The sequence below is a fragment of the Rhodococcus sp. PvR044 genome (assembly GCF_040548995.1).
GTDB lineage: Bacteria > Actinomycetota > Actinomycetes > Mycobacteriales > Mycobacteriaceae > Rhodococcus_G > Rhodococcus_G oryzae.
Genome location: NZ_JBEPSX010000001.1, coordinates 428,732 through 442,955 on the forward strand (window position 1 = coordinate 428,732; position 14,224 = coordinate 442,955).

Below are 14,224 nucleotides of genomic sequence, written 5' to 3' on the forward strand. Positions count from 1 at the left end.
ATGGCAGGATCGTGGATCGTGACCTCCGACTTGTCCGTATGGGACGATCTGCGCATGACTTCCGCGGTTGGCCCGTACGCGCCGCAGGCGGAAGCGCTGATCGATCTCGATGCGATCGCCCACAACGTCCGCCTGTTGTGTGAACACGCGGGCGACGCCGCGGTGATGGCCGTGGTCAAGGCCGACGCCTACAACCACGGGGCGGCAGCGGTGGCGCGCACGGCGCTCGCATCCGGGGCCGCCGAGCTGGGGGTCACCACGGTCGAGGAGGCCCTGGAATTGCGGGCCGCGGGCATCGACGCGCCGATCCTGTCCTGGCTGCACACTCCCGACACGGACTTCACCGCCGCGATCGCCGCAGGAATCGAACTGAGCGTGTCCTCGCCCCGGCACCTGGGATCGGTGGTCGCGGCGGCCCGTGCGCTCGGGTCCACGGCGACCGTCACCCTCAAGGTCGACACCGGACTGGGGCGCAACGGTGTCTCGCCGTTCGAACTCGAGGACACCCTTCGGGATCTGGCCAGGGCGGAGGCCGAGGGTGCGGTGCGGCTGCGCGGGATGTTCTCCCACCTGGCACACGCCGACGAGCCGCACCACCCGATGATCGACACCCAGGCCGCCCGCCTCGAGCACGCCGTGGCCGAGGCCAGGCGGGTGGGACTGCGTCCGGAGCTGGTGCACCTGGCGAACTCGGCCGCCGTGCTGACCCGGCCGGACCTGCGTTTCGACATGGTCCGTCCCGGCATCGCGATCTACGGGCTCTCTCCGGTGCCGGAACTCGGCGGATTCGGACTGCGGCCCGCCATGACACTGCGGGCGCGGGTGGCGCTGGTGAAGAAGATCGCCGCGGGCGAGGGCGTGTCGTACGGGCACACCTGGATCGCGCCCCGCGACACCACGGTCGCCCTGCTGCCGGTCGGCTACGCCGACGGCATCCCGCGCGCCCTCGGCGGCCGCTTCGAGGTGCAGATCGGTGGTCGGCGCCACCCACAGATCGGCCGGGTGTGCATGGATCAGGTGGTGGTGGACCTCGGACCGGATCCTGCGGGGATCGCGGAGGGCGACGTGGCGGTGCTGTTCGGCAGCGGCGACGACGGCGAACCGGTGGCCCAGGACTGGGCCGACGCACTCGACACCATCCACTACGAAGTGGTGACCGGGGTTCGGGGGCGAATCGTCCGGGGCTTCACCGGCAGGGAGGACCTGCGATGAATCCGTTCGGGAAGGCGGGCCTCGTCGGAGGTGCGGTCAGCGCCGCCGCGCTCGGCGCGCTCGCGGGGGTCACCGTCGGGCACCGTCCGGCCGCCCGCCGCGGTGGCAGGCGAGACCGGTACGCCAAGGAGGACTTCCGGTTGATGAGCGCCGACCGCGGCAGCATCGTCGCGGCCGAGGACGGCACGGCGCTCGCGGTCCGGGAGGTAGGTCCCGCGGACGCACCCCTCACGGTGGTCTTCGTGCACGGCTACTGCCTGCGCATGGAGTCCTGGCATTTTCAACGGCGCCAGCTCGAGAAGCGTTGGGGCAAGGCCGTTCGAATGGTCTTCTTCGATCAGCGTGGGCACGGCCGGTCCGCGGTCCCCGCATCCGCGAGCTGCACCATCGGTCAGCTGGGCCGGGATCTCGATGTGATCCTCCAGGCCGTCGCGCCCAGGGGCCCCGTGGTGCTCGTCGGACACTCGATGGGCGGTATGACGATACTGGCGCTGGCCAGGCAGGTGCCGGAGTTGTTCGGCACCAAGGTGATCGGGGTCGGGCTCATCTCCACCGCGGCCGAGGGCCTGAACAAGACCGGGCTGAGCAGGAACCTGCAGAACCCCGTGATCGACGCGTTCCGGCTCGCGGTCCGCACCTCGCCGGGTCTGGTCCAGTTCGGGCGCGGCGCCGCACGCATGCTGATCTCCCCGATCCTGCGCTCCGCCTCGTACGGCACCGATGTCAGTCCTTCGCTGATGCGGTTCTCCGAGTGGATGCTCAACCAGACGTCGGTGACCACGATCGTGAACTTCCTCAAATCACTTGAGCTGCACGATGAATCGGCGGCGCTTCCGGTCATCGCCGAGCTGCCCTCGCTGGTGCTCTGCGGGGACGCGGACATGATCCTGCCCTTCTCCCAGTCCGAGGCCATGGCGGCCGAGCTGCCGGAGTCCGAGCTGGTGCGCGTGGTCGGCGGCGGGCACCTGGTGCAGCTCGAGTTCCCGATCCGGGTGACGGACGCGATCGACCGACTCGTCGGCCGCTCCATCGCCGAGCAGGGCGATTCCGAACGGACGGTTGTCGGTGGCTGACCACGATCCGCGCACGATCCACCTGCCGACGACCGAGGACACCGAGGCGTTCGGCAGGCGCCTCGCCCTGGAGCTGAACGCGGGCGACCTGGTGGTGCTCGACGGCCCGCTCGGTGCTGGTAAGACTGCGCTCTCGCGGGGGATCGCGGCCGGGCTCGGCGTGCAGGGCCGGGTCAGCTCGCCGACGTTCATCATCGCCCGCGAGCATCGCGCGGGCGGCGAGCGGCCCGGTGGCGGTGAGCCGGTGGCGATGGTGCACGTCGACGCGTACCGGCTCGGCATCGGCGCCGATCCGGGACAGACCTTCGACGAACTGGACGCCCTGGACCTGGACACGGACCTCGCGGGTGCCGTCGTGGTGGTCGAGTGGGGCGAGGGCGTCGTCGAGCACCTGGCCGAGCGGCATCTGCTGGTGCGGTTGCGGCGCGAACCGGAGTCGGACGTGCGCACGGCGCAATGGGCCTGGGTCTCCTAGGTATCCTCGGTAACCGTGCTCGTACTCGCGGTCGATACCGCCACGCCTGCCGTAACAGCCGGGGTGGTGCGCCTTGAGGGCGACACCCCACGAACCCTGGCGACCCGGATCACGGTCAACGCGAGGGCCCACGCGGAGGTGCTGACCCCGCACATCCTCGAATGCCTCGCGGAGGCGGGCTTCGCCCCGTCGGACCTCGATGCCGTCGTGGTCGGTTGTGGCCCCGGCCCGTTCACCGGCCTGCGGGTCGGCATGGCCACGGCGGCCGCGTTCGGCGATGCCCTCGGGATTCCCGTGCACGGTGTCTGCAGCCTGGACGCGATCGCGATCGAGGCCGCGCTGGGACGGGATCTGCTGGTGGTCACCGATGCCCGTCGCCGCGAGGTGTACTGGGCGCGCTACAGCGGCGGTGCCCGCGTGCAGGGCCCGGAGGTGAACAAGCCCGCGGACCTCGAGCCGACTCCTTCCCAGGCGATCGCGGGATCGGCCGGTCACGTCGACCTGTTCGACCTGCCCGTGGAGCCGGTCGAGACGCCGTCGCCCTCGGGTCTGGTCGCGGTGGCCGTGGCAGCACTGCGTTCCGGTGCGGAGCCCGCGCCGTTGGTGCCGCTGTACCTGCGTCGCCCCGACGCGGTCGCCATCGCGGACCGGAAGAAATGACCGCGCGGATCGTCGGGATGACCGCGGCCGACGCAACCCGCTGCGAGGAGCTGGAGACGGTGCTGTTCCCCGGTGACAGCCCGTGGAGCGCGGAGGCGTTCCGGTCGGAGCTGACCGGGCAGCACAACCGCTACTTCGTCGCCCGCGCCGAGTCCGGCACCATGCTCGGCTACGCGGGGATCGCGTTGCTCGGGCGTGGGGCCGACGCCGAGTCCGAGGTGCACACCATCGGGGTCGATCCCGCCCACCAGCGACTGGGCCTCGGCGCGCAACTGCTCGACGCGCTGCTGCGGGAGGCCGATGAACACGGCGGTCCTGTGTTCCTCGAGGTCCGCACGGACAACGAGCCGGCCATCGCCCTGTACCGGGGAACGGGTTTCGAGATCGTCGGGACCCGAAGGAACTACTACCAGCCCAGCGGCGCCGACGCGTACACCATGCGCAGGCCCGCCGCCCGGGTCGAGGGGCAGCTGTCATGATCGTGATGGGGATCGAGAGCTCGTGCGACGAAACGGGCGTCGGCATCGTCCGGTGGCACGAGGACGGCACCTGTGAGCTCCTAGCCGACGAGGTGGCCTCGAGCGTCGATCAGCACGCCCGCTACGGAGGCGTGGTGCCGGAGGTGGCCTCGCGTGCCCATCTCGAGGCGATCGTCCCGACCATGCGGCGGGCCCTCGCACAGGCGGGGATCGCGAAGCCGGACGCGCTCGCGGTGACCATCGGACCGGGGCTTGCCGGGGCGCTGCTGGTCGGCGCGGCCGCCGCGAAGGCGTACGCCGCGGCCTGGGATGTGCCGTTCTATGCGCTGAACCACCTGGGCGGGCACGTCGCGGTGGACACCCTCGAGCACGGCCCGATGCCGCCGTGCGTTGCCCTCCTGGTCTCGGGCGGTCACACCCACCTGCTGCACGTCGAGGACCTGGCGCGGCCGATCGTCGAGCTCGGCACCACAGTGGACGACGCCGCGGGTGAGGCATTCGACAAGGTGGCCCGGCTGCTCGGACTCGGGTTCCCCGGCGGCCCGGCACTGGATGCGGCCGCGCAGGAAGGGGATCCGCGGGCTATCGCCTTTCCTCGCGGCATGACCGGACCGCGCGACGCCCGCTACGACTTCTCGTTCTCCGGGCTCAAGACGGCGGTCGCGCGCTTCGTGGAGTCGAAGGAGCGGGCGGGGGAGACGCTCCCGATCCCCGACATCGCGGCGTCCTTCCAGGAGGCGGTGGCCGATGTGCTCACCATGAAGGCGGTGCGAGCGGCGACCGACGTCGGCGTCGACACGCTGGTGCTCGGCGGCGGGGCAACCGCCAATTCACGTATCCGTTCGCTCGCCGAGGAGCGTTGCGCCGAGGCCGGTTTGACCCTTCGCATCCCCAAGCCGCGCTTGTGCACCGACAATGGGGTGATGATCGCCGCATTGGGAGCGCACGTCATCGCCGGGGGCGCCACGCCGTCTCCGTTGACGGTCGCCACGGATCCGGGCCTCTCGGTGACCGTCAGCCAGTCACGGACGGCGAGCGATGGTCGATGACCGGATCGAGAAGCTGCCGAAGGAGCAGCGGCGCAGGCTGATCCGGCGCGTCGCCATCCGCACGCTCCTGAGTGCGGCCGCGCTGGTGTTCGTGTACTTCGTCATCCCGATGCAGAACCTGGAATCCGCCTCCGCGATCGGCGGGCTGGTGCTGGGGCTGGTCTTCGTCGGCGCGCTCTTCGCCTGGCAGATCCGGAAGATCGTGCGCGCGGAGCATCCGGGGCTGCAGGCGATCGAGGGCCTCGGGCTGATGCTGCCGGGGTACCTGCTCGCGTTCGCGACGCTGTACCACCTGATGTCCCTGTCGGGGCCGGAGAACTTCAACGAGCCGCTGACGAAGATCGATTCGGTGTACTTCACGCTGGTGTGCTTCTCGACTGTCGGGTTCGGGGACATCACCGCGACCACCGAGGTCTCCAGGGCCGTCGTCTCGGCGCAGATCGTGGGGAACCTGTTCCTGCTCGCGGTCGGTGTCCGCATCATCACGGCCGCGGTGCGGCTGGGACAGCGACGCAAGGACGCCGCGACGTGAGCGCCGGCGTCAGGCCCTGACGGGGGCGGACAACTCCAGCAGGGTCAGCCCGGTCGGCGCCCGGAGCAGGTCGTCGATGGTGACCCCGTCGAGGGAGTCATAGAAGGCGATCTGGGCGCGGCGCAGTGCGCTGCGGAGACGGCAGCCGCTGCGCAGCGGGCACGGATGGTCGCCCTCGCAGTTCACGACCTCCTCGTCGCCCTCGAGGGCGCGGGCGAGCGTGCCCACCGAGGTGTGCCGACCCGCCTCGGTGATCGTGAGCCCGCCGCCCCGACCGCGGCGGGCTTCGACCATGCCGAGTTCGCGTAGCCGGACAACGACCTTGGCCGTGTGCGTGTACGGAATCGACATCTGATCCGCCACCTGACTTGTCGTCAGGCCGCCGCCTCCAGGGGAGGCGGCCAGGCGCATCACCACGCGCAGCCCAAGGTCGGTGAAACGCGTCAGCTGCACGTACCGACCGTATGATACTTGCATCTGAGATGCAACAAAACCGTCATGCGCGCGGCGAGACCAGCACCAGTTCGGTGTTGTGATCGACGGATCCGCCCAGCAGCTTCGGGTCGGCGTGGATGTCGTTGAAGGACAACTCGCGGTACAGCGAGGCCAGGCCCTCCTGGCTGAAGTCCCCGTGCCGGACCTCGTACGGGCTGTCCGACTCGACGAGCGTGGTCAGCAGCGAGAGCGTGCCGTCGGTGTTGTCGACAACCTCGATCAGCCGCGCGTGCTGCGGGAAGTCGATGTGCGAGGCGGTGTTGATCTCCCAGAAGCCCTGTGCGGCAGTTGCACCCGGGTGCGGCGTGATCTTGTTCTCGTGGGTGTGCCCGTTCACCCAGGCGAGCACGTTCGGGAAGCGGTGCAGCAGGTCCAGCAGCTCGGCGCCGGAGTGACGGCGCTCGCCGGGATTCTCGGGGTCGGGGATCAGGTTGTCCATCGTGCCGCTGGTGTGGTGGCTGAACAACAGGAAGTAGGTGTCCTGCCGGGACTGCGTCACCGGGCGGCCGCCCGCGTCGAAGAAGCGGCTGCTGCCCGCCTGCAGGGTCTGTTCGATCCAGCGGAACTGGGCCTCGCCGAGGGAGCCGTCGACGAAACCGGCGCGGTTGGTGGAGTCCATGCTGATACCGACCACGCCCGGCGCGATCTCGAACGAGTAGAAGCCGATGCCGGTCTCGCCCGCGTCGGGGGCGAAGCCGTGCCCGACGGGTCCGGGGCCCGCGTTCCTGGGGTCGAGGTGGGCGGCGATGTACTGCCGCGGGGTGAACGGTGCCCGGTTGCCGTCGGGCGTGACGATGCGCGGCGGGGTGGTGACCGCGGCGAGGATGCTTGGCAGCGCAGCCGGATCCGAGCTCGCGGCGCTGCCGATCGCGCGGGCCTGCTCGGAATCGGGCGCCTCGATCTTGATCGAGCCGGTGTACATGGCCTCGAGCGGTCCGATTCCGCTGGGGATGGTGCCCTGGATCGAGTCGTCGTGGTTGCCGAACACGCTGTACCAGGGGGTGCGCAGGCCCGGGCTCGTGACGGGGGTGAGGGCCGCAGCGCCGAGCAGTCCCGGCATCTCCGGGAAGCCAGCCTTCTTGTAGATGTCGCGGATCGGTGACTCGGGGTTCCAGTACAGGTCCGCCCCGGAGTTCTGTACGCCCTCATAGCGATCCGCGGCACCGGTGTTCGGGATGAAGGTGCCGCCGTTGAGCGCGGTCAGCAGCCAGCCGAGCTCCGCGTGCTCCTTGTTGTCGGTGTTGTCGCCGGTGGTCACCACGGCGTCGAACGCGCGGCGGGTGTGCGGGCCGCCGGGCAGGGAGTTGATCCGCGACACGAGCGAGACCAGGCCCTGCGTGGTGAGCGTCTCGTGCGGTCGGAACGCCGACCCGTTCAGCGGATGCACGTACTCGAAACGCATGGGGGACTGGGCGTCGAGGATGTGCAGGTCGGTCAGCTGCACCACGGACGCGAGGGCGGTCCTGCGCTCCTCGCGTCCCGACCGTGCCTCGGCGAGCTCGCCCCGCACGATCATCGGCCACCCGGGGCCCGCGGTGAGCGTCCGGTAGCCGGTTCCGCCGACCGGAGTTGCGACGGCCTCGAGGGTGGTGCCTGCGAAGGAGGCGGGCAGCGTGTCGGCCGCGGCGTACCAGGTACCCCACGGCGCTCTCCCGAATGCGCCGGCCCCGAGGGTTCCCGCGGCTCCGAGTCCGGCCAGTCCGATGAATGCGCGCCTGCTGATGTTTGCCACGGCGACGACTCTAGGTCACCTGCCGTACACCTCGGGTTCACGCCGCCGTCCCGCGACATCGGCCGCGACTGCGCGGCCGGTCGATCAACTCGACGCGAGGCGCAGAACGAGCGCGGCGACGGCGAGCGCCGCGTACGTGAGCGGGACGGGGAGGTGCTTCGGGTCGTGGGCGAGGATGTGGACGACGACGGCCACGGTGAAGTAGCAGATCACCCCGATCGCGGCGGCGACGCCGAGCGGGGCCAGCGCCAGGCCGAGGGCCAGGCCGGCGGCGCCGGCGAGGAGGACTCCCGCCAGCGAGTTCAGGCGGTTCTCGGGCACACCGAGCTCGGCGTATTCCCGAACCACCGCCTCCCGGTTGCTCAGCTTCCGGATGGCCGCGTACCCGAGGAGTGCGGCGAGCAGAACGGTCACGATGACGGTGGCGACGAACATGGTGAACTCCGGTCCTGACCCCCCAATCCACACAAATCTCGCATCGAGCACCTAAGTACCCGCCGACCTTGAGCGCTGGCACTCGCATGTATAGAGTGCTAGTTGGCGCTGACCGAGCCTCGGCACCCGCGACGACGGGGCTCGAGTGAGATGCCGCAAGCGTACGAACACACCATCACGTCCTGGGAACAGCCCTGGACGCATAAACCCCTGAAAGTGGAGGGCTCATCGTGGCGAGCGTGAACATCAAGCCGCTCGAGGACAAGATCCTCGTCCAGGCCAACGAGGCCGAGACGACGACTGCCTCAGGCCTGGTCATCCCCGACACGGCCAAGGAGAAGCCCCAGGAGGGCACCGTCGTCGCCGTTGGCGAAGGGCGTGTGACCGACAAGGGCAACCGCATCCCGGTCGACGTCAAGGAAGGCGACACCGTCATCTACAGCAAGTACGGCGGAACCGAGATCAAGTACGCCGGCCAGGAGTACCTGATCCTCTCGGCACGTGACGTGCTGGCTGTCATCTCCAAGTAAGCCACTTGCGAACCGCCCCGGCGTCCCACACATGGGCCCGGGGCGGATCGCGTTGCGGACCCTCCCAATCCAGGAGTAGCTGAGCAAATGTCCAAGGAAATCCAGTTCAACGAGACCGCCCGCCGGGCTCTCGAGCGCGGCGTCGACACGTTGGCGGACGCGGTCAAGGTCACCCTCGGCCCCCGCGGTCGACACGTGGTGCTCGCCAAGGCGTTCGGCGGCCCCACCGTCACCAACGACGGCGTGAGCATTGCCCGTGAGATCGATCTCGAGGACCCGTTCGAGAACCTCGGCGCCCAGCTCGTCAAGAGCGTCGCCACCAAGACCAACGACGTCGCGGGCGACGGCACCACCACCGCCACCGTGCTCGCCCAGGCGCTGATCCACGGCGGTATGAAGAACGTCGCCGCCGGCGCCAACCCGATCGCACTCGGTGTGGGCATCAGCCAGGCCGCAGATGCCGTGTCGGAGGCTCTCATCGCCGCCGCGACCCCCGTCGAGGGCAAGGACGCGATCGCTCAGGTCGCCACCGTCTCCTCGCGCGACGAGGAGATCGGTGAGCTGGTCGGCGAGGCGATGACGCGTGTCGGCGTCGACGGCGTCGTGACCGTCGAGGAGTCCTCGACACTGCAGACCGAGCTCGTCGTGACCGAGGGCGTGCAGTTCGACAAGGGCTACCTTTCGCCCTACTTCGTCACCGACATCGATGCGCAGCAGGCGATCTTCGAGGATGTGCTGATCCTGCTCTTCCGCGAGAAGATCAGCTCGCTGCCGGACTTCCTGCCGCTGCTCGAAAAGGTCGCCGAGGCGGGCAAGCCGCTGCTGATCATCGCCGAGGACGTCGAGGGCGAGGTGCTCTCCACCCTGGTGGTGAACTCCATCCGCAAGACGATCAAGGCCGTCGCGGTGAAGGCGCCGTTCTTCGGTGACCGGCGCAAGGCGTTCCTCGACGACCTCGCGGTCGTCACCGCGGGCACGGTCATCAACTCCGATGTGGGCCTGACCCTCAAGGAGGCCGGCCTGGAGCTGCTCGGCAGCGCCCGTCGGGTCGTCGTCACCAAGGACGAGACGACCATCGTCGACGGCGCAGGCACCGAGGCGGACATCGAGGCCCGTGTCGGTCAGCTGCGTCGCGAGATCGAGAACAGCGACTCCGACTGGGATCGCGAGAAGCTCGAGGAGCGCCTCGCCAAGCTGTCCGGTGGCGTCGCGGTGATCAAGGTCGGTGCCGCAACGGAGACCGAGCTCAAGGAGCGCAAGTTCCGCGTCGAGGACGCGGTCAACGCGGCCAAGGCCGCGGTCGAGGAGGGCATCGTGCCCGGCGGCGGCTCCGCACTGGTGCAGGCGGGCCAGACGCTCGGCGCGCTGGCCGCATCGCTCTCCGGCGACGAGGCGACCGGCGTCGAGGTCGTGCGCGCGGCGCTGTCGGCCCCGTTGTTCTGGATCGCTACGAACGCGGGCGTCGACGGCTCGGTCGTGGTCAGCAAGGTCGCCGAGGCGCCCAAGGGTCACGGCTTCAATGCCGCCACTCTCACCTACGGCGACTTGCTCGCCGACGGTGTGGTGGACCCGGTCAAGGTGACCCGTTCCGCGGTGGTCAACGCGGCCTCGGTCGCCCGGATGGTGCTCACCACCGAGGCCACGGTCGTCGAGAAGCCGGTCGAGGCCGCCGATGCGGATCACGGCCACGGCCACAGCCACTAGCACCACCGTCGCCCCCTGGTGACAGCAGCGACAGGCCCCGGACGGATCCTCGTCCGGGGCCTGTCGCTTTCTCTATCCCAGTGGCAGCGAGGCGAACACGTCCGTGGTCGGCTGCTCCGAGCCGCCCGCGGGTTCCACCGTGAAGGCGAGCAGTGAGGCGCCGTCCAGGTCGTCGAGTACGGCCACGGTCGAGGGCGACACCTGATCCGGCGCCATCATGCCCGCCGAGACCGGCGCACCGGTGCCCGCGAAGAGCCACATCTGATAGACCGAGTCCGAAGCGGGCGGGGTGACGTCGTTCATCATCAGCACCGCGGCGTCGGTCGACCGGGAGTAGACGGCTGTCGCCGAGCCGCCGCCTGGCACCTCCGTCGAGGACGTCCGGACGTCAGGGGCGCTCATCACCTGGGCCGCCACCGGCTGCGGCGGCGTCGTCTCGCGCAGCTGCTGTCCGATGAACACGCCGCCCGCGAGCAGCGCGACGGCGGCCGCCGCGGCGCCCACCAGACGCCACCGGGGGGTGGCGCGCCGCCGATCGGTGAGCGAGACCGGCGCCGCCGCCCGACCCGGGCCGAGGCGGGGCTCCCGCGCGATCTGCGTCAGCAGGCGTTCACGGATGTGTGCGGGCGGAGGGGTCGCGTACGCGGCGGCGGTGGCCGCCATCGTCTCCCGGCCCTGGCGTACCACCGCCTCGAATTCGACCCGCAGGTTGTCGTCGGAGGTCGCGAGGAGTTGCTCGACCGCACGGCGTTGGTCCGCGTCGAGCGCATCGAGGGCGTAGGCGTGGGCCAGGTCGATCTGGTCGTCGTCCATCACACCACCCCCAAGCATCCTCTGAGCCGGACCAGCCCGTCCCGGATCCGGGTCTTGATGGTCGGCAGCGCGACCCCGAGCTGGGCGGCGACCTCGCGGTAGGTGCGTCCGCCGTAGTAGGCGAGCGAGACCGACTCGCGCTGCACCGAGGTGAGGGTGTCGAGGCACTCGATGACGGCCTGCCTGTCCAGGCGCCCGGAGACCTCCTCGGCGACCTCGTCGAATTCGCTGCCACGGTTGCGTGACTCGTAGACCACCTCGCGGTTCGAGTGCGACTGTTCCGACCGGACCCGGTCGACCGCCCTGCGGTGCGCGAGGGTCATCAGCCAGGACACCGCGGAGCCCCTTGTCGCGTCGAAGTCGTCGGCGGTGCGCCAGAGCTGGAGGTAGACCTCCTGGGTGGTCTCCTCGGCGAAGCCCGGATCGCGCAGCACCCGCAGCACCATTCCGTAGACGCGGGCGCAGGTCCGGTCGTACAGCTCGGCGAACGACCCCGAATCGCCGTCGGCGGCGCGGGTAAGCAGGGCGGCCAGCTCGGCCGCTTCGGCCGCGCGCACGGCAAGGGCCTGCCCGACGTCAGCCGGGCAGGCCGCCTCGTCGATGCCGTGATCGGGCGCGGCGCCGGAATCCGTGGACCCCGGGTCCGTCACGACTGTCCGTTTTCCTTCATCGATAGTCACGTTACTGCGGCATCAACACAGAATCGATGAGGTAGACGGTGGCATTCGCGGTGCTCACGCCGCCGCAGGTCACATTCGCGTCGTTGACCTTGAGGGCGTCCCCCGATCCGGTCACGGTCACCGCGGTGCCCTCGACCGTCGGGTGCCGGCCGGCGATCTCGTCCGGCGTGATCTGGCCGGGCACCACGTGGTAGGTGAGGACCTTCGTCAGCAGCGCGTCGTCGGTCTTCAGCGTGTCGATGGTGGCCGGATCCACCTTGGCGAATGCGTCGTCGACGGGTGCGAACACGGTGAACTGCCCTCCGTTGAGGGTGTCGACGAGGTTGACGTCGGGGTTGAGTTGCCCCGAGACCGCGGCCACCAGGGTGGTGAGGAGGGGGTTGTTCGAGGCGGCGACGGCCACCGGATCCTGGGCCATCCCCGAGATCGAGCCGTCGCCCTGCGGCACGGCCTCGGCGTAGTCCGCGCAGCCGGGCCCGACCAGATTCACTGCGGGGTCGGCCGTCATCGCCGGTGACATCTCGTCACCGGACGAGGGGGAGGAGGGCGCGGAGTCGTCGCTGTTTGCGGAGGAACACGCCGAGACGCCGATCAGGGCGACCGACGCGGTGGCCGCGATGGCGAGGGTTCGCATGCGCGTGGTGCTGATGCTCATGGACTGCCTTCCCGAGTTGTGCGAGTGCTGTCGGGAAGGCATTCGGAGCGGGTGGTGCAGAGGATGGGTCACGCATCTCGGCGCGGCCCAGGAAGCCGGGGCCGCGCCGAGACGACGTCGTCTACACCGCGATGCGGTGGCGGCCCCTGCGGGCGTGCATCTCACGTTCGGTCTCGGACATGCCGCCCCAGATCCCGTACGGCTCGCTGACGCTGAGGGCGTGGCTGCGGCACTGCGCGAGCACGGGGCACTGACGGCACATCTCCTTGGCGCGGGTCTCACGCTGGGTGCGTGCCCGGCCCCGCTCACCGTCCGGATGGAAGAACATCGCGGAGTCGACTCCGCGGCACAGGCCGTGCATCTGCCAGTCCCAGATATCGGCGTTCGGTCCGGGGAGGTGATTCGGCTGAGGCATGCCATCTCCTGTCCATCCATACACCTGAAGAGCCTCCAGGTCTGAAATCAATTCGTCTCGGCAACGTTAGAGGTATTGCGGAAAACGAGTCAATAGTTCTTCAAGTGGGGATTTCCATAGTGTTCGCACGAGAATTTAACGTTCTGTTCATAGACAAGGACATGTAGCCGTGATCAGCTGTCGCTGCGCCGGTCCTCCGGCTCGGCCTCGGTGTCCTGTTGTGGGTGCTGACGAGTACTTTTGCTGGTCCGATGCGGTAGGAGGGCGTGGTGTGTGCCCTGTCGGCGCGCGGAGCGGGGTTGAGATTCTTGGTTAACGCAATTGCCACAAACCGGACTCTGAATCAGTTGCCTGATTCAATCTTTGATTCAACCTTGAAATACGTCGACGCGCCCGTAACTCTCGACAAACGCGACGCGAATGGGTATTCGGGCGAGGGTGGGTGCGGCGCAGGGGCGCGCGGGCCGGCCCTACTCTTGGCCTGGTGGGGACACTGATCAACGCCGCATTCGGCGACCAGCCCGGGTTGGCTCCGTTGCCTGCCGCTGACGACAACCAACAGCGCTGGCTCATGGCGGTGACGCTCGGTGGACAGGGGCGATACGCCGCGGCCCGCACCGAACTCCTGCGCATCGCACGGGGGCGCCCGAGCCCGGTCGTCGCCTCGCTCGCGCTGAGCACGGAGGCCTCGTTGCTCAGGCAACTCGGGTGGCATCGGCTGGCTGCGGGCTTCGACGGGCGCGCGCTCGCGGCACTCGCCGGACCGGCGGGCGGGGAGGAGTCGGCGCTGACCGCCGCTCGATGCGACGCATTGACCGGGCTGGCCGCGGACGCGCTCGGCTGCGGGCGGCTCGCACTCGGTTCCGCGCTGCTCGAGCGGTGCGCGCCGCTGGTCGGGAACGACCAAGGGCTGTGGCGGCAGCGCATCCGCCTGAACTGGGTGACCGCCGAGATCGCGTTGGCGTCGGGGGATCCCGTCACGGCGCGTCGGCACGCGAGCGCGGCCGTCGAACTCGCCCGGGGCGTCGACTCGGTTCGGCACCAGGTGAAGTCGGACCTCCTGCTGGCGGCCGCCCACAGCGCAGGCCCGGATCCCGCCGCGGCACTTGATCTGGGCGAACAGGTGTTGGACCGGTGCGCCGAGCACGGGCTGTTGCCACTGCGCTGGGCCGCGGCGATGCTTGTCAATGGAGTCCGTCCCGGTGCGGACGCGGTGGCGATCCGGGATGAATGTCGACGGCAAATCTCCGACCGCGGTGGCCGATTCAGGGATCTGTGAGTGTCT

The 14,224-nt window shown here is 69.6% G+C and carries 17 protein-coding genes; 10 read left to right on the forward strand and 7 right to left on the reverse strand.

Annotated elements, in window-relative coordinates:
* The first annotated feature begins 54 nt into the window (after positions 1–54).
* The 7 genes from alr to ABIC28_RS01850 are packed head-to-tail and all read left to right on the forward strand — an operon-like array spanning position 55 to position 5,480.
* Positions 55–1,212, forward strand: a complete 1,158-nt coding sequence (alr, locus tag ABIC28_RS01820; RefSeq protein WP_097210635.1) for an alanine racemase — start codon at positions 55–57, stop codon at positions 1,210–1,212.
* Complete coding sequence (locus tag ABIC28_RS01825) at positions 1,209–2,285, forward strand: alpha/beta fold hydrolase (protein ID WP_097210395.1); 1,077 nt, start codon at positions 1,209–1,211, stop codon at positions 2,283–2,285. The genes alr and ABIC28_RS01825 overlap by 4 nt, the downstream gene beginning before the upstream one ends.
* On the forward strand, positions 2,278–2,760 hold the full coding sequence (tsaE, locus tag ABIC28_RS01830; RefSeq protein WP_097210396.1) for a tRNA (adenosine(37)-N6)-threonylcarbamoyltransferase complex ATPase subunit type 1 TsaE: 483 nt from the start codon (positions 2,278–2,280) through the stop codon (positions 2,758–2,760). Before ABIC28_RS01825 ends, tsaE begins: the two co-directional genes overlap by 8 nt.
* A 15-nt stretch (positions 2,761–2,775) precedes the next feature.
* The gene (tsaB, locus tag ABIC28_RS01835) at positions 2,776–3,420 is read left to right on the forward strand and encodes a tRNA (adenosine(37)-N6)-threonylcarbamoyltransferase complex dimerization subunit type 1 TsaB (RefSeq protein WP_097210397.1); all 645 of its coding nucleotides are present in this window, start codon (positions 2,776–2,778) and stop codon (positions 3,418–3,420) included.
* Positions 3,417–3,899, forward strand: coding sequence for a ribosomal protein S18-alanine N-acetyltransferase (rimI, locus tag ABIC28_RS01840; RefSeq protein WP_097210398.1), 483 nt, complete (start codon positions 3,417–3,419; stop codon positions 3,897–3,899). The genes tsaB and rimI overlap by 4 nt, the downstream gene beginning before the upstream one ends.
* A complete protein-coding gene (gene tsaD, locus ABIC28_RS01845; RefSeq protein ID WP_097210399.1) occupies positions 3,896–4,948 on the forward strand; it encodes a tRNA (adenosine(37)-N6)-threonylcarbamoyltransferase complex transferase subunit TsaD in 1,053 nt (350 codons plus the stop codon). The genes rimI and tsaD overlap by 4 nt, the downstream gene beginning before the upstream one ends.
* Complete coding sequence (locus tag ABIC28_RS01850) at positions 4,938–5,480, forward strand: potassium channel family protein (protein ID WP_097210400.1); 543 nt, start codon at positions 4,938–4,940, stop codon at positions 5,478–5,480. The genes tsaD and ABIC28_RS01850 overlap by 11 nt, the downstream gene beginning before the upstream one ends.
* A 9-nt stretch (positions 5,481–5,489) precedes the next feature.
* On the opposite strand, the gene ABIC28_RS01855 is transcribed toward ABIC28_RS01850, so the two are convergent.
* From ABIC28_RS01855 to ABIC28_RS01865, 3 genes are all read right to left on the reverse strand, one after another.
* Positions 5,490–5,933: an RrF2 family transcriptional regulator gene (locus tag ABIC28_RS01855; RefSeq protein WP_097210401.1), complete on the reverse strand. Its 444-nt coding sequence runs from the start codon at positions 5,931–5,933 to the stop codon at positions 5,490–5,492.
* 43 nt (positions 5,934–5,976) lie between these two features.
* Positions 5,977–7,707 (reverse strand): TIGR03767 family metallophosphoesterase, encoded by a 1,731-nt coding sequence (locus ABIC28_RS01860; RefSeq protein WP_097210402.1) that lies wholly within the window; start codon positions 7,705–7,707, stop codon positions 5,977–5,979.
* A gap of 84 nt (positions 7,708–7,791) precedes the next feature.
* Positions 7,792–8,142 carry a DoxX family protein gene (locus ABIC28_RS01865; RefSeq protein ID WP_097210403.1) on the reverse strand — a complete coding sequence of 117 codons (351 nt, stop codon included), beginning with the start codon at positions 8,140–8,142 and terminating at the stop codon, positions 7,792–7,794.
* 230 nt (positions 8,143–8,372) lie between these two features.
* On the opposite strand from ABIC28_RS01865, the gene groES reads away from it, so the two are divergent.
* Positions 8,373–8,672, forward strand: coding sequence for a co-chaperone GroES (gene groES, locus ABIC28_RS01870; protein WP_027501788.1), 300 nt, complete (start codon positions 8,373–8,375; stop codon positions 8,670–8,672).
* An 87-nt stretch (positions 8,673–8,759) separates the two neighbouring features.
* Positions 8,760–10,376, forward strand: a complete 1,617-nt coding sequence (groL, locus tag ABIC28_RS01875; protein ID WP_097210404.1) for a chaperonin GroEL — start codon at positions 8,760–8,762, stop codon at positions 10,374–10,376.
* 72 nt (positions 10,377–10,448) lie between these two features.
* On the opposite strand, the gene ABIC28_RS01880 is transcribed toward groL, so the two are convergent.
* The 4 genes from ABIC28_RS01880 to ABIC28_RS01895 all read right to left on the reverse strand — a co-directional run bounded on the left by ABIC28_RS01880 (position 10,449) and on the right by ABIC28_RS01895 (position 12,939).
* Positions 10,449–11,189, reverse strand: a complete 741-nt coding sequence (locus tag ABIC28_RS01880) for an anti-sigma factor (protein ID WP_097210405.1) — start codon at positions 11,187–11,189, stop codon at positions 10,449–10,451.
* Positions 11,189–11,839: an ECF RNA polymerase sigma factor SigK gene (gene sigK, locus ABIC28_RS01885; RefSeq protein WP_097210406.1), complete on the reverse strand. Its 651-nt coding sequence runs from the start codon at positions 11,837–11,839 to the stop codon at positions 11,189–11,191. The genes ABIC28_RS01880 and sigK overlap by 1 nt, the downstream gene beginning before the upstream one ends.
* A gap of 31 nt (positions 11,840–11,870) precedes the next feature.
* Entirely contained in the window at positions 11,871–12,524 is a 654-nt protein-coding gene (locus ABIC28_RS01890; protein WP_097210407.1) for a fasciclin domain-containing protein, read from the reverse strand.
* 121 nt (positions 12,525–12,645) lie between these two features.
* Positions 12,646–12,939 carry a WhiB family transcriptional regulator gene (locus ABIC28_RS01895; RefSeq protein ID WP_027501783.1) on the reverse strand — a complete coding sequence of 98 codons (294 nt, stop codon included), beginning with the start codon at positions 12,937–12,939 and terminating at the stop codon, positions 12,646–12,648.
* Between the two features lie 484 nt (positions 12,940–13,423).
* On the opposite strand from ABIC28_RS01895, the gene ABIC28_RS01900 reads away from it, so the two are divergent.
* The gene (locus ABIC28_RS01900; protein WP_257017070.1) at positions 13,424–14,218 is read left to right on the forward strand and encodes a Cdc6/Cdc18 family protein; all 795 of its coding nucleotides are present in this window, start codon (positions 13,424–13,426) and stop codon (positions 14,216–14,218) included.
* The last annotated feature ends 6 nt before the right edge of the window (positions 14,219–14,224 follow it).